This window comes from Corynebacterium glucuronolyticum DSM 44120 (assembly GCF_030440595.1).
Classification (GTDB): Bacteria; Actinomycetota; Actinomycetes; order Mycobacteriales; family Mycobacteriaceae; genus Corynebacterium; species Corynebacterium glucuronolyticum.
This window is the reverse complement of the sequence record NZ_CP047452.1, coordinates 1180942-1200631: the sequence shown is the minus strand read 5'-3', so window position 1 is coordinate 1200631 and position 19690 is coordinate 1180942. Positions and strand designations below refer to the sequence as shown.

General features: G+C 57.8%; 14 protein-coding genes and 1 pseudogene. 5 read left to right on the top strand and 10 right to left on the bottom strand.

What is annotated here, in order from left to right; translation table 11 throughout:
• Window positions 1-25: 25 nt before the first annotated feature.
• The 8 genes from serA to CGLUCO_RS05430 all read right to left on the bottom strand — a co-directional run bounded on the left by serA (window position 26) and on the right by CGLUCO_RS05430 (window position 11300).
• Window positions 26-1621 carry a phosphoglycerate dehydrogenase gene (gene serA / locus CGLUCO_RS05465; protein ID WP_005396125.1) on the bottom strand — a complete coding sequence of 532 codons (1596 nt, stop codon included), beginning with the start codon at window positions 1619-1621 and terminating at the stop codon, window positions 26-28.
• Between the two features lie 125 nt (window positions 1622-1746).
• Window positions 1747-3189: a hypothetical protein gene (locus CGLUCO_RS05460; RefSeq protein WP_005392263.1), complete on the bottom strand. Its 1443-nt coding sequence runs from the start codon at window positions 3187-3189 to the stop codon at window positions 1747-1749.
• 568 nt (window positions 3190-3757) lie between these two features.
• A complete protein-coding gene (locus CGLUCO_RS05455) occupies window positions 3758-5563 on the bottom strand; it encodes a GmrSD restriction endonuclease domain-containing protein (RefSeq protein WP_084036232.1) in 1806 nt (601 codons plus the stop codon).
• 24 nt (window positions 5564-5587) lie between these two features.
• Window positions 5588-6412, bottom strand: coding sequence for a cation diffusion facilitator family transporter (locus CGLUCO_RS05450; RefSeq protein ID WP_005396124.1), 825 nt, complete (start codon window positions 6410-6412; stop codon window positions 5588-5590).
• Between the two features lie 422 nt (window positions 6413-6834).
• On the bottom strand, window positions 6835-7419 hold the full coding sequence (locus CGLUCO_RS05445) for a nucleoside/nucleotide kinase family protein (protein ID WP_005392254.1): 585 nt from the start codon (window positions 7417-7419) through the stop codon (window positions 6835-6837).
• A gap of 258 nt (window positions 7420-7677) precedes the next feature.
• Entirely contained in the window at window positions 7678-8694 is a 1017-nt protein-coding gene (ilvC, locus tag CGLUCO_RS05440) for a ketol-acid reductoisomerase (RefSeq protein ID WP_005396122.1), read from the bottom strand.
• Between the two features lie 121 nt (window positions 8695-8815).
• Window positions 8816-9346 carry an acetolactate synthase small subunit gene (gene ilvN, locus CGLUCO_RS05435; protein WP_005396121.1) on the bottom strand — a complete coding sequence of 177 codons (531 nt, stop codon included), beginning with the start codon at window positions 9344-9346 and terminating at the stop codon, window positions 8816-8818.
• On the bottom strand, window positions 9339-11300 hold the full coding sequence (locus tag CGLUCO_RS05430; RefSeq protein WP_143336859.1) for an acetolactate synthase large subunit: 1962 nt from the start codon (window positions 11298-11300) through the stop codon (window positions 9339-9341). Before CGLUCO_RS05430 ends, ilvN begins: the two co-directional genes overlap by 8 nt.
• A gap of 422 nt (window positions 11301-11722) precedes the next feature.
• Here CGLUCO_RS05430 and CGLUCO_RS05425 point away from each other — a divergent pair, with 422 nt between their 5' ends.
• The 3 genes from CGLUCO_RS05425 (at window position 11723) to CGLUCO_RS05415 (ending at window position 15795) form a co-directional block, all read left to right on the top strand.
• Complete coding sequence (locus CGLUCO_RS05425; protein ID WP_005396117.1) at window positions 11723-12262, top strand: PH domain-containing protein; 540 nt, start codon at window positions 11723-11725, stop codon at window positions 12260-12262.
• Between the two features lie 259 nt (window positions 12263-12521).
• A complete protein-coding gene (gene ilvD, locus CGLUCO_RS05420) occupies window positions 12522-14357 on the top strand; it encodes a dihydroxy-acid dehydratase (protein WP_034989652.1) in 1836 nt (611 codons plus the stop codon).
• 91 nt (window positions 14358-14448) lie between these two features.
• Entirely contained in the window at window positions 14449-15795 is a 1347-nt protein-coding gene (locus CGLUCO_RS05415; protein ID WP_005392245.1) for a glycosyltransferase family 87 protein, read from the top strand.
• A gap of 6 nt (window positions 15796-15801) precedes the next feature.
• Here CGLUCO_RS05415 and CGLUCO_RS05410 read toward each other — a convergent pair whose 3' ends face one another.
• On the bottom strand, window positions 15802-16698 hold the full coding sequence (locus CGLUCO_RS05410) for a DoxX family protein (RefSeq protein ID WP_005396113.1): 897 nt from the start codon (window positions 16696-16698) through the stop codon (window positions 15802-15804).
• A gap of 90 nt (window positions 16699-16788) precedes the next feature.
• Here CGLUCO_RS05410 and CGLUCO_RS05405 point away from each other — a divergent pair.
• Window positions 16789-17898: pseudogene (locus CGLUCO_RS05405) on the top strand (glutathione S-transferase family protein).
• Here CGLUCO_RS05405 and CGLUCO_RS05400 read toward each other — a convergent pair.
• Window positions 17895-18779 (bottom strand): ArgP/LysG family DNA-binding transcriptional regulator, encoded by an 885-nt coding sequence (locus CGLUCO_RS05400; protein ID WP_005392241.1) that lies wholly within the window; start codon window positions 18777-18779, stop codon window positions 17895-17897. The pseudogene CGLUCO_RS05405 and the gene CGLUCO_RS05400 sit on opposite strands and share 4 nt — an antisense overlap.
• Before the next feature lie 141 nt (window positions 18780-18920).
• Between CGLUCO_RS05400 and CGLUCO_RS05395 the strand changes: the two genes are divergently transcribed.
• Complete coding sequence (locus tag CGLUCO_RS05395; RefSeq protein WP_232621857.1) at window positions 18921-19604, top strand: LysE/ArgO family amino acid transporter; 684 nt, start codon at window positions 18921-18923, stop codon at window positions 19602-19604.
• Window positions 19605-19690 lie beyond the last annotated feature (86 nt).

Below are 19690 nucleotides of genomic sequence, written 5' to 3'. Positions count from 1 at the left end.
GCGAGAGGTAAATTCTATTTGCCTACTATTTGCCGAGGTCGATCTTCACTGCCGTCGCCTTGAGCGCCTGTGCACAATCCTCGAGAGTCTCCTGTGCTACATCACCGTCGACTCGCAGAACCAGCGTTGCTGCGGAGGAGTCACGGTCGATCGACATCGCCGCAGCGAGAATATTGATGCCAGCGGCCCCCAAGCGTGACCCCGCCTTGCCGATAGCACCGGGGTGATCCTGGTAGCGGAGAATGAGGTTCTTGCCCGTTGCATGCAGATCGAGCGGACGCCTGCCGAGAGTGATGATGCGTTCTTCCTTGTCGATTCCGGACAGCGCGCCCTTCGCCGAATACTTGGATCCGTCTGCAGCGATAACGGTCACTTCCAGCGTCGAGCGGTAAGACTGTGCCTGTGGCTCGGTATATGTAGAAACGGTGACGTTGCGCTCCTCAGCAATACGTGACACGTTGACAAAGCTGACGTCCTCGTCAACGACTCTGGAGAAGATTCCTCGCAGCGCAGACAGACCAAGAGGCTCGATGTTCTCGTGAGAGATCTCGCCACGGGCGACAATCTCCACCGTCGACGGAGCCTTCTCCAGCACTGCGGAAGCGATAAGTCCCAGCTTGCGAGCAAGATTGAGCCAGCTGGATACCTCTTGAGACGGGCGCCCACCGGGCACGTTCACAGCATCGGGTACGAGATCGCCAGCGAGTGCCATAAGAACAGAGTCCGCCACGTCGCTTCCAGCGCGGTCTTGTGCTTCAAATGTCGAAGCTCCGAGGTGGGGGGTGACCACTGTCTCGGGAAGCGAGAACAACGGCGAATCCGTGCACGGCTCCGTAGCATAAACGTCAAAGCCTGCACCGCGAATGCGCCCCTCGTTGATCGCATCGGCGAGCGCCTGCTCGTCGACAAGCCCGCCACGCGCGGCGTTGATGATGATCTGGCCTTGCTTGGCGGAGCTTAAAAGGTCCCGGTCAAACATGCGCTCCGTTTCGGGAGTCTTGGGAAGGTGGATGGTGACAAAATCAGACCGCTCCATCAGATCGCGAATGGGAACCAGCTCCACACCAAGTTGAGCAGCACGTGCGGGGTTGGCATACGGGTCGTAGGCAAGGATCTCATCAACGCCGAAGGCGGCAATACGCTCGGCGAACAGCTGACCAATGTGCCCAAAGCCGACAATACCGATCACCTTGCCGTAAATCTCCACGCCCTTGAATTTCGAGCGTTTCCACTCACCATCGCGAAGGGTCTTATCGGCGGCTGGGATTTGGCGCGCGGTTGCGAGCAGCAGAGCCAGCGCATGTTCACAGGCGGAGTGGATATTGGACGTGGGGGCGTTAGCGACCATAATCCCCTTCTCCGTTGCCGTCTCCACATCGACGTTATCTAGGCCGACTCCTGCACGTCCGACGATCTGTAGGTTCGCTGCAGCATCGAGAACTTCCTTATCCACCTTCGTAGCCGAACGCACGAGGAGAGCGTCGGCCTCAGGAATGGCTTCGAGGAGAGCGTCTCGATCCGTGCCGTCTACCCAGCGAACCTCAACATCAGATCCCAATATCTCCACCGTGGACTGGGACAGCTTATCCGCGATGAGTACGACAGGTTTACGCTTGGGCATGTCTCTCCTTCACTACAGGCACCACAAGGCGTATAACTCACAATGCAATGCATATTTTCACTTTGTAATGAATAGATTCTAGCCCACCTGGAGGATAAAGGGAACCGCTTTCTAAAAAAGGCTCCTTACTGGTAAGACACGAACCACGGCTGTGGTACAACCGTCGTCATCGTCTGTTCAGGGGTGAAAGTCGGCGTGTCTTCGTCGATGAAATTCTTCCACGCCATGAAATACCGTGAATCCAGATTCTGGCGCAAATTATTCCACGTATCAAACTTCTGCTCCGGGACACCGTGACCATCTGCATGGAGCACAAAAGCAAGTTCGGGATGGAGAGTATCTATGTTCTCCCGATCGGGCAGCATGGCGAGCTGGAATTGGTGCAAAACGAAGAGTTTCTGAGGAAGGTTCTCTCGCTCCACCAACTGCGCCAACCATTCAGATACCTCGTTGATCTCCGCAGCCGTCGCGGAGCCGATGCGTTGCATAGGCAGCTCATCGGGGCCGATTCGCCATTCAGCATCGAGTGCAAGCCCAACGTTCGGACGTTTGAGAAGGTCCTCGTAAAGCTTTGCCTGCTCCAAAAACGTTGCCCGACCCGGCTGCAGATCAATGACGGCATACCCGCCGGCCTCTGTAATCGCATCAATGTATCCCACGAGATCCTCCGGAGCCGATTCGTTGGAGTAGTTTCCATCCGGGCCTGGGCCACCAGAAGCCACAGTGGCAATGATCTCGAAGGCGGGCACGACCGGTTCCGAGGAAAATGGCTGGTACTGAGCAACAAGTTCCTTCACACGTTCAACGGACTCCGCCGGCGGCTGCTCCCCCATAACACCGAGAACGGGAGTGAGCTGATGGCCGTAGAGAGCAACCATGCGTTGCCCGGGCAAAACCAACGGAGTGCCTGTGGCCAGGGTCGGCCGCTCCTTCTCACCAAAGCGAATCTCCTCTGCAAGGTACTCCCCTGTCCCGAACGCGCTGCCGAGGGCGATGAGGGGCTTATCGGCGAGGCCTGCAACGAGCTCCATTGACTCCTTAGACACGCGCGGGTCTGGGTAAGGCAAAACGTGTACTTCTGCTCCGTAAACACGCGCGTTGGCGATGGAGGCCACAGCGGTCCCCGACCAGGCCAAAACGACAGGAGCCATGCCACCATCACGGGGCGACTGAATGGGAAAAGCACGCAGCGCTGTCCGCTTGGCGTGTGGGTCCTCAGGTGTCTTCACTAAATGCGGATCAAGGGGTTCAAATGAGGGTACGAGCTGGACAGTGTTGTTCGTGCCGAGCCCGGCAACTGCACTTGCGACATCCTCCGGCGCTTCCACTGGGACGCGGTTGAGCTTGAGAGCGATGAGCTCTTCGACTCCGCGATCCGTGAAGTCATCGGTGATCACCGTCGTCTCTGGACTGATACCGGTGAGGTCTGCGTCGCCTACCGCAAGGATAGTGTGTGCACCAAGCCGTGAGAGCTCGTCGATAATCGACTGCCGGCTCTCGGGTGTCATTCGGAACATCGGCGCGTAGGAAGCAACGGAAAGGGACGCACCCCGCAGCTGTTCATTCATCGTCGGACCTGTAACGATGGCTGTCTCCGATTTTTCTAAGAAAGTCTGGGAAGCACTAACTCCGGAGTAGGAATCGTCGGCAACAACGTGAGGGGTCGCTGGAAATCGCTCGTCTACTGTCCTCGACGTGTTCCGCGCCTTGGCCTCTGCGAATAACCCCGTTGGCTGAGCCTGGGTTGTCGTTTCTACAGCGGAATCACCGTCCCACGAGGAGCAACCAGCAAGGGTCAGGCCTGCAACGAGGACGGTGGAAACGCAGAGCGCAAGGTTTTTACGGACGGACAATGACCGCACCTTTCACAAACGAGACCACCGACATATGCGCCGGTGGCAAACAGTAAAAAGACAACTATTCAACGGTGCCAAAAAACCAGAAAATTAGCAACCATGCAGCGCGGAACCGTGCAACCACGGGTATCTTGCTAACGCGGACAAGAAAAATTGAGAACCGACAGGCGTAGACGCTTGAAAACCTTCAAGCCTGAAGGGCTATGAAGGTACGAAAAAGGTCGGCGACGAATGTCACCGACCTTTTGTGAATTAGTAAACCTCAAAGGTGAGACTGGGGCTACTGAACAAAAGCATCCGGGCCTTCGAAGCCTCCGCGGAGATCCGCTTCGTCCACGTCGTGAGTGACGGGCTTGCCCATGGCCTCCTCGACCATCTTCACAAAGCGCTCGCGCCGATCGGCGAAGAACTTGAATGGCTCACCGGCCTGCAGCAGCTCAGGGTCGAGCAGATGCGTAGCCAGGACCTTGTTGAACTGGTTCTGATCCATGAGCGACTTGCCCATAAGTCGGGCGAGGTAACGCGCTGGTGATGTTCCGGCACGCACAACCTCCGTGCGTCGCGCCATAGGGGTGAGGTTGAGCACGGATTCTTCCAGCACGCGATCAACGCCGTTGTCCTCACACCAGGAGCCCGGGAAGATCGTGTGGAAGCCGGTCTTCATCTCGAAGAAGGTTTGTTCCGTGAACAGCTCACCGGTGCGCCAGTCGCGTGCACCGCGTGCCATGAGCAGCGTGTGGATCGCTTTGTGCACTGGCGAATCACGACCGACGGAGAAGAGCCTGGACTCGTTAAACGTGGCGGACTCGACCGTCGCCGGCTCAGGAACTGTTTCGTCGTCCTCAGCTCCCGCACGCACCCAGCGAGTCACCTCGGAGCAGTCGTGGGCGATGCGGGTGGTCAGCGAATGGGAACTGTACAGCTCGCCGAACACTCCCGACCAGAACCAGCGGTTCATGCGGTCGACAGCATCCTGGGACTCGAACACCTCCGGGGTATCCGAGAGCAGCGAAAGAATGACCGTGATGGGAATGAGTTGTTTGGGGAACGGAATCTGCTCAGCTGTGAACATGCCGCGGACGGTGACGAACTCGGCTGCAGACTTAATCCCCTTGCGCACGGATTCAGCGGCCGGAATGTAGTCATCCAACGTCAACCGAAGGATGTCCTCGCGGTGGCCACGTGCGTGTCCCTTCTTTGCTGTCACATACAGGGCGACTGCGGTGAGGAAGTCCGTGCGGTCGAGGTCCTTAAATACAGGATGGTTCTCCAAGATGCCCTTGGTACGTTCCCAATCTGCCTTCAGGTCGAACTCCGGATCCTCTGCGGCGAAGACGGCAGTGAGGAGCTCGAATACGTCCATCTGCAGGCCTGCAGAATTTGCGTGCGCGAAGATAGAACCCACGCCCGCCTGTGCCGTCTCTCGGTCGAGCCGGATAACGGGAATCTGGTAGCCAGCCAGTGGTTTGACCACTTTGTTGTTGAAGGCTTTGACTTCTTGGCGCTGCATGTTTCCGGTGGATGCCATGTCCAAGAGAAGATCGGTCACCTTGTCCGTCAACAGGCTGGAAACGGGCACCACGTTGGCTTTGAGGAAAGCCTCTGTAGTGTCCAGCGGAAAATCGATCTGTGGGCCAAAGTGACTGCGCACTTTTCCTTTCTGGTCAACGGAAAAGACAGCCTCATCCGGAAGGATATCGGACTCCGCCACACGGTTGAGATCGACGAAGAAGCGTCGCTTGATGGGCTTGGAGCGGGAATCGACCGTCTTCACAAAGCCGTCGCCCTTCAGCGTGTGGTAGAGCGATGTGAGGCGCTGCTGGCCATCGAGCAACAGCAGGCCGGGGTTGTCATTAATGTCCGGAGCGCCGTCAATCGGGCGCGGGCGGAAGCGGATGGGGACATGTCGGGTCTCGAGCGCCATCAGTGCCCCGACGGGGTAACCGCGGAGGACTGTAACGATGAGCTCGCGGATAGCGTCGAGGTTCCATTTGTAGCCTCGCTGGAAATCCGGGAGCTGGAGATCACCTCGATCAATGCGCGCAAAAAGATCGTGCAAACCGTAACTCGGTGTTGAAAAACCCATGGCCTTAAATCTATCTTCTTTCGCCTAAGGATGCAGCTCGCCTTCGCACTTTACGTGGTCAGGGGTCTCCATCTGGATGGTCGAATGGTCAATTCCCATTTTTACTAGTTCACTGTGGACCGCGTCCAATACTGGGTGGTGTGGCCCATCTGCAACGACATGGCAGGTGGCGAGAAGAGACTCCCCGTCCAGCGACCAGACGTGGAGGTCATGAACGGCGACCACGCCAGGAAGCGCTGACAGGCGTTGCCTGACTGCTTTCACAGATACTGTCTCCGGGGCACGCTCGACAAGGACTCCTGCGGAGCTAAACACGAGGCTCGTTGCGCGCGGAACGATAATCACTGCAATGACGAGGGACGCAATGGAGTCCGCTGCAGTAAAGCCTGTGAACTGGATTATGAGCCCCGCGACGATGACGGCGACGGAACCCAAAAGGTCGCTCAAGACGTGCAGGAGCGCCCCTTTGACGTTCATCGAGTCGCTGGCAGAGCGGTTAAGGATAATTGCGGAGACGACGTTGGCGAGTAAACCGACGACAGCGACAACAAGCATGACGCCGGTATGCACTTCAGGTTCGGGAGCCATGAAACGCATGATCGCGCGGACAATGATCCACACACTGATAGCAAGCACAACGACGGCATTGATGAATGCCGCGAGCACCTCGAAGCGTTTGTTTCCGTACGTCGCCCTCCCCGAAGCTTGCTTCTGCCCGTACCAACTTGCGACAAGAGCAAGGATCAGGCCTGCGGCATCCGACAGCATGTGGGCGGCGTCTGAGAGTAGCGCCAGTGATCCCGAGACAATGCCACCAACAACCTCTGCAATAAGGATGGTCACCGTCATCGTGCACGCTATTGCCAGTGCTCGAACTGATGCCCCGGCATGATGGTGCCCGGCATGATGATGGTGGTTGTGCCCCCTTGCATGTGGGTGCTCGTGCTCGTCATGCGCATGATTGTGAGCTTCCACGGTTTCTCCTAGCCTGATACCGCCTGCAAACTTTTACTTCAAAACTAAGGATACCCTTTGTTGGAGGCAGTGGAATAGGTTTCACTGTGCTCTTTCGATCGCACATCTCGACCGCTCTCACTTCTTAGCGGTCGCACCTATTTCCGCTCTCACTCCTCAGCGGGTGCACCTCTTACCGCTCGGGTTTCTCCGTACTCGCGCTTCTTTGCGCTCGCGCTTCCTTGCGGTCGCGCAACCGATTTCGGTTACGGGCGTTGCCGCTTACAGGGCTTTTCTTCTGCTCACCTTTCCGGTTCTCACGGTTCCTTCTGACCTCTCAGCCGTGCAACGGCAAGGGTGTCGCCCATAACGTCAGAGCCGTCGACGATCCACGTCGCGTGCGCCCACGGTGTCATGTGCTCCAGGAAGGAAATTTCTTTGTCCTGCCAAGCATCGAAAAAGGCCGGATCCTCTCCCCTGTCTATGCAGCGCTGGCGCTGCTCCTGTATGTCACCGGCCACCCACACACTGCTCTTCCAGTCGAATTCGGGTCGGATGATCCCCGTCCCCTCTATGAGCACGACAGGTGCGCTCCCCGGCAAGACAATGGCCCCCGTTCTGCCGTGGGGTTTCCACCCCGGCGGGACGTAATTCACATCGAGGCCACGCAGAAGCGGGTCGACAATGCCCTTCTTTAGCTCATCCGCCCAGTCGAAGCGACTGTAATTCCACGACACATCGTCGACGTGCACCACGGGGGCACCGAGATGCTCCGCCACCCGAGCCGCAAGCGTCGATTTCCCTGCTCCTCCACGCCCGTCAATGGCAATGAACCGCAGTGTCTCGCGCACCAACTCACGCACCCAGCGCTCAAAGCTAACGGCTGTGTAGGTTATCTCCATGCCTCCACTGTAACGGTTCGTTTCCCTTTTGCTTGTCGACGCCCTCGGGTGCCGTCACGTCATCCGTCCCGGCTCACCGGCGAGCCGAGAAGAGGCAGTAAACCGAAGCGACGACACGTCGTCGACAAGCAGACATGTAGACAATCAGACAAGGTGCAAACGACAAACACACCGCCTCGCGGAAGGCGAGGCGGTGTGTCCCGTGTGCAAAGGTACCGCTACGGCGAGAAACAACCGTTGCGAATAATGAGCGGTGAGCTAGTGAGCGGTATCGTTCAGCGGGTTCTTAACCCAGCTCATGAGGTCACGGAGCTCAGCGCCGGTCTTCTCAATCTGATGCTCGGCGATCTTCGTGCGACGAGCCTCAAGATCCTTGTTGCCACCCTCAATGTTCTTGAGCAGCTGGCCAACAAAGGTGCCGTCCTGGATGTCCTTCAGGACGTCCATCATCTTCTGCTTAACGGAGTCATCGATGATGCGCGGGCCGGACAGGTATCCGCCGTACTCTGCGGTATCGGAAATGGAGTAGTTCATGTTGCCGATGCCACCTTCATAGATGAGGTCAACGATGAGCTTCATTTCGTGCAGTACCTCGAAGTAGGCCATCTCCGGCTCGTAGCCAGCCTCGGTCAGCACCTCAAAACCGGTCATGATGAGCTTCTCCAGGCCACCGCACAGGACGGCCTGCTCACCGAAGAGGTCGGTTTCCGTCTCATCCTTGAAGGTGGTGGGGATCACGCCGGCACGGGCACCGCCGATAGCTGCAGCATAGCTGAGGGCGAGGTCACGGCCGTTGCCCTCCGGATCCTGATCGACCGCGATGAGCATTGGAACGCCCTTGCCATCGACGAACTGACGGCGTACGAGGTGACCGGGGCTCTTCGGAGCAACCATGCCGACGGTGATAGACGGATCCGGCTTGATGAGGTCGAAGTGGATGTTCAGGCCATGGCCGAAGAAGAGTGCGTCACCGGGGTTGAGATTCGGTGCGATGTCCTTTTCGTAAATAGCTGCCTGGGAGGTATCCGGAGCCAGCAGGACGACAACATCAGCCCATGCGGCTGCCTCAGCGTTGGACGTAACAGTGAAGCCAGCTTCCTTTGCCTTCACTGCGGACTTAGATCCCTCGCGGAGGCCGACGACGACCTCGACACCAGAATCACGGAGGCACTGCGCGTGCGCGTGGCCCTGGGAGCCGTAGCCGATGATGGCGACCTTGCGGCCCTGGATGATGGTCAGATCAGCGTCATCGTCGTAGAGAACTTCGATAGCCATTGTGTGTCAGTATCCTTTCACGGAAGATATTTCGAATGCGGAACCGTCTGCAGATAATCTGCATAGGGTGAATCCGGGTGGACGAATCACCATGGTGTGAATCCGCCCGTGTAGTAGTAGTTTAATTTTGCTGGCGGAGCGCCGGGGGCATCATTGTCCGCGGTCCGCGGCCCAGGGCGATTTGGCCACACTGGATAAGCTCCAGAATCCCAAAAGGCTCCAGCACCTCAAGCAGTGCCTTGAGCTTCGCTTCACCGCCGGTCGCCTCGATGATGACCGATTCCCGGGCTACATCGATGACGCGTGCACGGAACAGCTTCGCTGCATCCACCACCTGTGGCCGATTTGATGTGTCGGCCGCCACCTTCACCATGAGGAAGCCACGGGCGATAGCAGCCTCGTCTTCGAAGCGCACCACCTTGATCACGTTGATGAGCTTGTTCAGCTGCTTGGTGATCTGCTCGATGTGCACCTCGTCTGCCCAAACGACGACAGTGATCCGGTTGAACCCGGGAACTTCCGTCTTCGCCGAGTTGATCGAGTGCATGTTGTAGCCGCGGCGGGTGAACATCCCGGAGACCCGGGACATAATGCCGTCGACATCTTCCACCAGCACGGAGAGCGTGTGCATCGATTTCTCGCGGTTAGCCATTGTTCTCCTCCTCGTAGGTGAAGTAGCTCACCTTGGGCGCGGGCCCAGGGGCAGCTAGATCCGAGTGATCCGAATTATGGGGCGCTGTGTGTGCCTGCAGTGCCGCGTCGATGGCGGTGAGGCGTTCGGCGGCCGAGTCTTCGTCGAAAAGCGGGCGCAATCCGCGCGCGTATTCGATGTCCGAGTTCGACGCACCGGCGGCGACCATCGGCCACACCTGGGCATTTTCGGCGACGATAAAGTCGATGACCACGGGGCGGTCGTTAATTTCTTGCGCCTTCTGGATCGCTGGCTCCACGTCTTCCTCACGCTCTACGCGGATGCCCACGCAGCCCAGGGCTTCGGCGAGCAGGACGAAGTCCGGGATATAGGAGCCACGGTCTCCCAGGTGTGTGTTGGAATAGCGCTCCTCGTAAAAGAGCGTCTGCCACTGCCGCACCATGCCCAGGTTTCCGTTATTGATGATGGCCACCTTGAGTGGGTAGCCCTCGATCGCGGCGGTAGCCAGCTCCTGATTTGTCATCTGGAAGCAACCATCACCGTCAATCGCCCACACATTCTTTTCTGGACATGCCGCCTTAGCACCAAGTGCAGCTGGGATGCAGTACCCCATGGTGCCGAGACCTCCGGAGTTCAACCATGTACGAGGCGCATCGAACTCGAGGAATTGGGCAGCCCACATTTGGTGCTGTCCCACACCAGAGACGTAGATCGCGTCGGGTCCCACGATCTCTGCAAGCTTCTGCAGAACAAACTGCGGGTCGATATCGTCGCCATCGGACGTGTCGTATCCGAGCGGGAATTTCGACTGCAGATTGTTCAGGTAGGTCATCCACTTTCCCAGCTCAAGCTTGCTGTGTCCGGCCTGTTTGTAGGCCGCATACAGCGCACGCAGTACCTCCGCCGCATCGCCGACGATGGGAACATCCGCCTCCTTAATCTTGGAGATCTCGGCCGGATCAATATCCGCGTGGATGATCTTTGCGTGGGGCGCGAAGGCCTCGACATCACCGGTGACGCGATCGTCAAACCGCGTTCCGATAGCGATGATGAGGTCAGAGCGTTGGAGAGCAGCGTTAGCCGGAACCGTGCCGTGCATGCCTGGCATTCCCATATTCAACGGGTGATGTTTTGGCATCGCGCCGAGCGCCATCAGAGTGGTTACCAACGGAATGCCGGTGAACTCAGCGAACGCGCGGAGATCCTTGCAGGCACCCGACTTGATCACGCCACCACCGATGTACAGCACCGGCTGCTGTGCAGCAGCGATGAGGTCCACGGCTTCGGAGATTTGCCGCTTGTGTGGCTCGGTTACCGGGTGGTACCCGGGAAGGTTCATCTCTGGTGGCCACTGAAACTCAAGTGTCGCATTCTGCACATCCTTGGGGATATCCACAAGGACGGGACCGGGGCGCCCCGTGGAGGCGATGTGAAACGCCTCCGCAAGCATGCGGGGGATATCCTCCGCGCACTGAGCCATCATGTTGTGCTTTGTGATAGGCATCGTGATGCCACGAGTATCAGCCTCTTGGAAGGCATCCGTACCGAGCAGGCTGCGACCAACCTGACCGGTGATGGCGACAATCGGAACAGAATCGAGGTTGGCATCTGTCAGCGCCGTCACGATATTCGTAGCACCGGGTCCGGAGGTAGCGATGCATACACCGACCTTTCCACTAGCCGTGGCATAGCCTTCCGCTGCGTGCCCCGCCCCCTGCTCGTGACGAACCAACACGTGGTGGATCTTCTCCGAGCTGTAGAGGGGGTCATACAGCGGTAGGACGGCACCACCAGGAATACCAAAGATGGTGTCTACGCCGAGCTCTTCTAGAGACCTCACGACGGCTTCTGCTCCTGTCATCGTGATCGGCTTGACGGATTCGTGCTGCCCAGAAGCCGTGTTTTTGAGCTTCTTGGGCAAGCTGGCTGGAGTTGGGGGTTTACCTTTTGTCACAACCTTGTACCCTTTCCCTTCATCTGCGCCGTGTGGCGTGGGCGGTTCGGTGGAGTTGTCGTTTCGCAACAGGTGGGGTGAACCATGGTGCGGTTTACGTCTATGAGTGCGGGTGGCCCTGACGTGATAGACAAGACCCCCGCCTTCGGTACCGGGGTGCGGCGCGAAGACGGGGGCGAATAAAAGCGTCTGTTGCTTTTTCTACGACGACATTGGTAGCGCCCGCAGCCTGCACCGCTCGGTAATCACTACCACTAGAAGTCGAAGATTTGTCATGTCTGAGACTTTATAGCGGGTCTTCCACTACCGCAACTGCGCTACCCCCAAATTTGGGATACTTATCCCATTTGGCGAGATTTACAAGCTTACACCCCAATCACCCTATGCATGCGGGATGCCCGGAATGCCATAGAATAAGCCCCATGCCAAAGACGAACGCGCCCAGCAATGCCGCCAGGTTCACCCCCTCCAAGGGACACCTTGCCGCCGCTCTTTTCTTCCTCTTCTTTATCTTCATCGCTGCAGGCAGGGATTTGTGGGTCTATGTTTTTGTCATTATCCCCACCCTCCTCGTCTGGTGGGCACTTCGCTCCTCCACCACGGTCGCCTCAGAGACGGGCATCACGGCACGCTACGCCTTTAAGGCGCCACAATCCATGACATGGGGCGAGTTTGACAAGCTACGCTTTGAAAAGTCGCGAACACTGGCAGTAGCAAAGGATGGCCGCCTTCTCCCCCTCCCCGCCGTCACCTTTAACAGCATTCCTAAATTTGCAGCGGCCTCCGGTGGCCGCATCCCGGACGTCTACACCGATGGATACGAAGCCGCCAAGGACAAAGTACGAATCGTCTCGAAGGACGGCCACGAGGTACTGGTTTCCAAAGAGGAGGCGGAAGCGCGCGAACAAAAAGTGGCCGAAGATCTTGACCGGAAGCGCGCAGCACGCAAGAAAAAGCACTAGCAGCAATACGCGCACGAAAAAGTACGAGTAGCACGATGTGCTAGTAGTACAGCGCTTTTACCCCTTCAGCCACGTGCCCCAGCACGTGGCTTTTCTCATTCTCTCCCGCCAGACGGAACACACTAACCACATTTTGGGATTTTTTCCGGGGAAAGCGACTAAGGTATGTTTACCACAACCTGTGAAGGCGTTTATTCGCCCCAGATACATCGTTGTGTTGGTTTTACCGGTCACTTTCAGGCACAAGGAGGAGCGCATCATGATTCAACTTCGCTCAAAGGTCACTACCGTAGGCAGGCAGGCAGCTGGCGCACGGGCACTGTGGCGGGCAACGGGCACCGCCGAAGAGGACTTTGGTAAGCCGATCGTGGCCATCGTCAACTCATACACACAGTTCGTTCCTGGGCATGTTCATCTCAAAAACGTCGGCGATATCGTTGCTGAAGCGGTACGCGCGGCTGGTGGTGTACCCAAGGAGTTCAACACTATCGCCGTGGATGACGGCATTGCTATGGGCCACGGTGGCATGTTGTACTCGCTACCAAGCCGCGAGATCATCGCTGATTCGGTGGAGTACATGGTCAACGCGCATACTGCAGATGCCATGGTGTGCATCTCCAACTGTGACAAGATCACCCCAGGCATGCTGAACGCAGCGCTGCGACTGAACATACCCGCCGTGTTCGTCTCGGGTGGCCCGATGGAAGCAGGCAAAGCCATCGTCGTCGACGGCCAGGCTAAGTCCCACTCCAACCTCATCGATGCCATCCAGTACTCAGCCGATGACAACGTGAGCGACGAGGAGCTCGGCACAATCGTTGAATCCGCGTGCCCGACGTGCGGCTCCTGTTCCGGCATGTTCACGGCAAATTCGATGAACTGCTTGACGGAAGCATTGGGACTTTCTCTTCCTGGAAATGGAACGACGCTCGCCACCCACACCGCCCGCCGCGATCTGTTTACCCGCGCCGGGCGCACCGTCGTGGAGCTGTGCAAGCGCTACTACGGTGAGGAAGACGATTCGGTTTTGCCGCGCTCAATCGCCACTCGTGATGCGTTCCGCAACGCCATGGCACTGGATATGGCCATGGGCGGTTCATCCAACACCATCTTGCACACGCTCGCTGCCGCGCAGGAAGGCGAGGTGGACTTCACCCTCGACGATATTGACGAGCTTTCCCACGTAATTCCCTGTATCTCCAAGATCGCCCCAAACGGCACCGCGCACGTTGAGGATGTCCACCGTGCCGGTGGTATTCCCGCCATCCTCGGAGAGTTACACAGGGCTGGCATGCTCAACGAGGACGTGCGCTCCGTCATTTACCCCGATCTGGACACGTGGTTGAACGATTGGGACATCCGTGGCAGGCACGCCACCGATGAAGCCATCGAGCTCTTCCACGCCGCACCCGGTGGCACACGCACGAACGAGGCGTTCTCACAGTCCACCCGGTGGGACGACCTGGATACCGACCCCGTGGCCGGTGTCATCCACGATGTCGACCACCCGTTCACCTCCGACGGTGGCCTCGTCATCCTCCGTGGCAATCTGGCTCCAGACGGTGCGGTGTTGAAGTCCGCAGGTGTTGACGAGGATCTCTGGGAATTCTCCGGCCCCGCCCGTGTGGTAGACAGCCAAGAGGCGGCTGTCTCCATGATCCTCAACCACGAGGTTCAGCCGGGTGACTGCGTGGTCATCCGCTACGAGGGCCCATCGGGAGGACCGGGTATGCAGGAGATGCTGCACCCAACGAGCTTCCTCAAAGGTGCAGGCCTGGGCAAGTCTTGCGCGCTCATCACCGACGGCCGGTTCTCCGGTGGTACCTCTGGACTGTCCATTGGACACATTTCTCCCGAGGCTGCCCACGGCGGGCTCATCGGATTGATCGAGGATGGCGACACCGTGTCTATCTCTGTACACAACCGCACTCTTACCCTCGATGTGGACGAGGAGGAGCTCCAGGGTCGCCGTGAGCGGATAGAAAACTCCGAGCACCCGTGGACACCGAAGCGAAATCGTGTCGTGTCCAAGGCTCTACAGGCTTATGCAAAGCTTGCTACCTCCGCAGACAAAGGTGCAGTGCGCGCTCTGTAATCCCGGCTCATGAACGCACTGTAATCCCGGCACATGCCCGCCTTTCTGTGCGCGTGTGCGATTATGGAGTGAGTCGAGACGAAAGGTGCGCATGCAAAAACAAGTGGCGGACGGGCACAACGCAGATAGGCACGTGCCTGACAGGCGTGAACCGAACCAGGGAGTGGCGACCAGGAATGGAGCGGATAAAGGATTAGCCCTTTACCCCACGGCTCTCATCACCGTGGGGCTTGTCGCTGGGCTCGCAGTGCTGTGGCAGCAGGTTCGGATGAACGATGAACCCATTGATATGGCTATCTATATCGAAGGTGTGCGGACGTTCATCCGTGGTGGTGAGGTATATTCCCAGCCGATGCAAGTGGGAACAGTTCTGCTGCCGTTTATCTATCCCCCGTTTGGCGCCTTGGTCATGGTTCCGTTGGCCTTGCTCGGCGTGAAGCTAGCCGGCGATATCATGATCGCGTCCTCCGCTTTGTTGTTGCTTACCTGCCTGCATCTTGTCGCTCGAGCTATTCTCACTCCGGCTGGCACGTCGACGACTACACAGCACGTCCTTGTGGCAGTGACGTGGCCGGCGGTCATGTTGTTGGAGCCCATCGTCCTCAACTCGTCGTTTGCACAGATCAACATCATCATCATGGGACTCGTTGTACTTGATCTTGTCCCCCGACGGAGGTTTCTTCCCCAGGGAACGCTCATCGGCATCGCTGTGGCAATCAAGCTTACACCCCTCGTCATGCTTTTCTTCTTCTTGCTGAACCGGAACATTCGCGCAATCCTTGTCAGCTTCGCCTCGACAATCCTTGCGACGCTTATTGCGGCCGCCGTTCGCTGGGATGTGACTGTGGAGTACTTTTCCTCCACCCTGTTAGGGCTCGGTTCCGGTCAGGACGCGGGCGTAAACACTGCGTACCAGTCCAACTCCTCGTTTAAGGGCATGATCATGCGGTGGTTCACTTCTGAGGACGCACTGAACGCTCATTCGGGGCTCCTCAACGTGACGTGGCTCGTGCTGTCCTTTGCGGCTATCGGACTTGTCGGCTGGCTGATGGTCGCCCTCGTCCGCCGTGGTCTAGACGTGGACGCTTGGCTCTGCAATGCGATTCTCATGCTGCTCATTTCGCCGATTTCCTGGTCACATCACTGGGTCTGGGTCGCCATTTTCATCCCCGTCTTCGCTTGGCGGTGGTACACGGTTTTTGGCAGGCCACGTGCCCTCGGCTTCGTCCTGGGGATGTGGACTCTGCTCATGGTGACGAATCCTCCCAAATGGTGGTTCGGCGATGCCATTGACCTCTATGCTCTTTCCTGGTGGAAAACCTTCTTAGTCTCGGACTACGTCTGGCTCGCCCTAGCTGTGTTGGCGCTCTATGCTCTCGCCTGTCAACACCTCCCTGTAACGTCCGCACGAAAAAGCCCCGCCGAGGCGGGGCGATGAATGCTGCTAGGCCAACGGGTTAATTCCTGCACCGAACCACCAGAGCGCGCCGGCGCCGACGATTCCAAGGATGAACCAGATCCAGCTGGAGGCACGTGGTCTCCGTGCCCAACTCCGGGAGAAATCTAAGGCGATCTTCCCCGGCCCGGTGAACTGCAATGCGAGGGCGATACCTAGGAGAAGGACTGCAAGTGTTACCGCCGGCGACACCGAGAACAGGCTCGTTGTGTCATTCTGAACAAACATGTGAAGGGCGTTAAACCCCGTTGCCACGAGCGCCAGCGCCGCAGCGACAGGTGTCAGAAGGCCGAGAACAAGGAAGACTCCTGCGGTGAGCTCGATCGCGGGGACGGCGATGGCCAGAACCGTGGGAATGCTGTAGGAAGCGAACGCGTCCTTCATACCAGCGAGGCCTCCCCCATCTCCGAGATTGAAGAACACCTTTATCGCTTCAAAGACGAGAAAGCCACCAAAGGCGAGCCGAAGGAGCAGGAGACCGAAGTCGATTGTCCCGCGACGGGAATCGGCGATCTCTTCTCCAGGCTCCTCCACTGCAGGACCAAGCCTATAAGAGGAGCCTGTAGTGGAATCTGCTACCGTCGTGGCGGGCGTAGAAATCGCCGTGGCGAGGCTTGGGGCACTCGGTGCCGGAGTAGACACGGTCGGCGCAAAATCTGCGTCCGGCGACTCTGAAGCCGAGAACACGGCAGTTGCCGCGTTTTCATTCGGCGTGGGGCTAATAACCTGTGGCTTCGCACGCCCTGGACGACTAAAAGCCGTCGTCTTCTGGCTATCAGGCGAACCAAAAACCTCGGTTTTCCCCTCGGCGGTGCCGGTGTAGGTGGGGATCTCAGAATCGAAATCGACGGGGCTTGCTTTATCTGGCGTGTTGAACTTATCCACGCCCCTAGCCTAAAGGACGAACATGCCACCTTGTCGGTTTTCGCATTCCGGGCGCGCCGTCACCTTTTGTTGATGCGTACACTAGATTGCATGACGAAGACGAAAGATACTGACTGGGCGGGCGACGCTGAAAACCGCACGAACAACGACAAAGGCGAGTTTGTACGCGACACCAACTACATTGACGACCGCATAGTCGCCGATCTAGAACCAGGATCTGCACCACAGCAAACAGATGACAGATCGTTTGTTTGGCCAGTGGAAAAGGATCGCTACCGTCTCATCGCTGCCCGCGCCTGCCCATGGGCGCACCGCACTATTATTGCCCGCAGGCTTTACGGCCTGGAAGATGCAATCTCTCTCGGATTGGCGGGTCCCACGCACGACAAGCGCTCGTGGACCTTCGACCTTGATCCAGGGGGCGTTGATCCTGTTCTAGGGATCCCCCGGCTTCAGGACGCCTACTTCGCGCGCTACCCCGAGTACCCCCATGGCATCACTGTGCCCGCTATCGTTGAAGTGTCCACTGGCAAGGTGGTGACGAACAAGTATTCCGACATCACCATCGATTTTGGGCAGCAATGGAGGCAGTTCCACCACGAGGACGCACCCGACCTCTATCCGGCTGAACTCCGGGAAGAAATGAAACCGGTGATGAAACGCATCCTCACTGAGGTGAACAATGGTGTCTACCGGCGCGGCTTCGCCACGAGCCAGGGAGCCTACGAGGATGCCTACCACCGCCTCTGAACGGCCCTCGATTGGCTGGAAGAGCGCCTCGCACACCGACGCTACCTCATGGGAAGCCACATCACTGAAGGCGATATTCGCCTATTTACCACGTTGATTCGCTTCGATGCCGTGTACCACTGTCATTTCAAAGCCAGCAGAAACAAGATCACTGAGATGCCGAACCTGTGGGGCTACCTCCGCGACCTCTTCCAGACACCAGGATTCGGCGACACGTGCGACTTCACAGAGATGAAGCAGCATTACTACATCGTGCACAAGGAAATTAGCCCCTCCCAAATTGTGCCCGTTGGACCAGACCTTTCTGGCCTCGTCACGCCGCACCACCGAGAGGAGTTAGGTGGCTCGCCTTTCACTCCGGGAACGTCTCTTCCCGGAGAGATCGCAGAATCGGAAAGAGTCAAAAATCCCGAAACTTGGCAGTCTGAATTCTTCGGCTGGGATCACTAGAGCGACGGACGCGGCGGGATATTGGCACGAGCGGCGCGGGTTACAGCAGAGGTGAGGAGCTCAAGAAGGGGCGACTCAAGGCGCCAGTGTTGCCAGTACAAATCTGCGCTAATCACCTGATTATCAAGCCACACAGCAACCCCCTTCCCGATCATCTCCTTAGCCTGCGTATCCACTACGATAGCCCACCCCAAACCGGCCTCGATGGAGTGCAAAAAAGCCTCCATCGACGGCACTACGGACACGCGCCGATGCTTCGGCGGATTATCAAGCCGTCCAACAAGATCACGATCTTGCAGATAATCCCTGGGTCCGAAACGGAGTGCAGGTATGCGTGCCCAATCAATGGCCCCGTCCTGGGTATACTTCTCTGCCAGCCAGGGGGCCGCCACGGCCACGTAGTGCATCGTGCCGAGAAGCACGGAATCACACCCGGAGACCGGTTTGGACTCGCGCGTGACAGCCCCAAGACAATCACCGCTGCGCAGGAGTTCTAGCGAGTGCGACTCATCTTCCAAGCGCATCATAATGGAGGCTGAATCCCACTGAGCTACTTCACGGAGCACCGGCGGAAACCACGTAGCGAGGGAATCGGCGTTGATCGCCACGTTGAGGGGGACGCTCGCCAGGCGCCGATCAAGTGCTGCTTCGGTCTCCGCCTGCAACAAGGCCACACGCCGCGCAGCTTGTGCAATTACCTCGCCTGCCTCCGTTGGGGAGACCGGGGTTTCCCTGCGCACCAGTACCCTGCCGGTACTGTGCTCGAGGGCCTTAATACGTTGACTCACAGCCGGCGCACTAATCCCGAGCGCGGTAGCGGCACGTTCGAAACTCCCCTCGTCGATGATCGCCAAGAGGGTTTCCATTTGCTCAAGTTTCATTACTGCTCCACATTCTCCCACGTAGGTTAAGCTACTTTTATGGTACCCGAGAATTTATCATTTTACTTATGTGTGTTGCTGACTCACAATAAGTATGTGAACGTTTTCTTTGCTGGATTGCTATTTAACCTTTCCCTAATCTTGGCACTCGGGCCCCAGAACGCGCTCATTTTGAAGTACGGGCTGCGGCGCCAGGCCATCACCCTGGTTATCTCCGTGTGTGCGCTGTGCGACATCACGCTTATTGCGCTTAGCGGTGTAGGTGTCGGTGTGATTTTACAGAAGGCTCCCATCGTATTGGAGATCCTCCGCTACGCAGGGTTCCTCTACCTCCTATGGTTCGCGTACACATGCTTCCGCGATGCCATCCACCCCAAGACGCTGGCGACCGAGACCGTCTCTGAGACCAAACCGCATGAGGAGGAGCTGCCGGACGTATCATCGACCACCGCAGGAACGACGATGGCCACAGCGACGGTCATGGAGACAGCGACGACGGTGAAGGAGAAAACTCACCGCCGCACTTTCCATATACCCCAGGAAATTAAGGGGCCCGCAGTCGCTGCATTCGTGGTCAGTGTTATCAACCCGGCTGCGTGGGTCGACCTCTTCGTCGTCATCGGGTCGATTTCTTCCAGTTACGGCCCGGATAAGTGGGCATTCCTCCTCGGAACAATGGCTGCTTCGCTTGTTTGGTTCCCAGCCTTTGGCTACGGTGCCGCAGCGCTGTCAAAGCCTTTATCGAGCCCCAAAGTCTGGCGTTGTATCAACTCTGGCATCGGTTTGTTCATGGTTTTCATGGCTTTCCGTGTCCTTTTCATGTAGCGGCAGACAGCACGACGGTCAAAACGACGGAACAACACAACGGGACGACACGACACAGCCCCGGAGTTGTGTGAACCCCGGGGCTT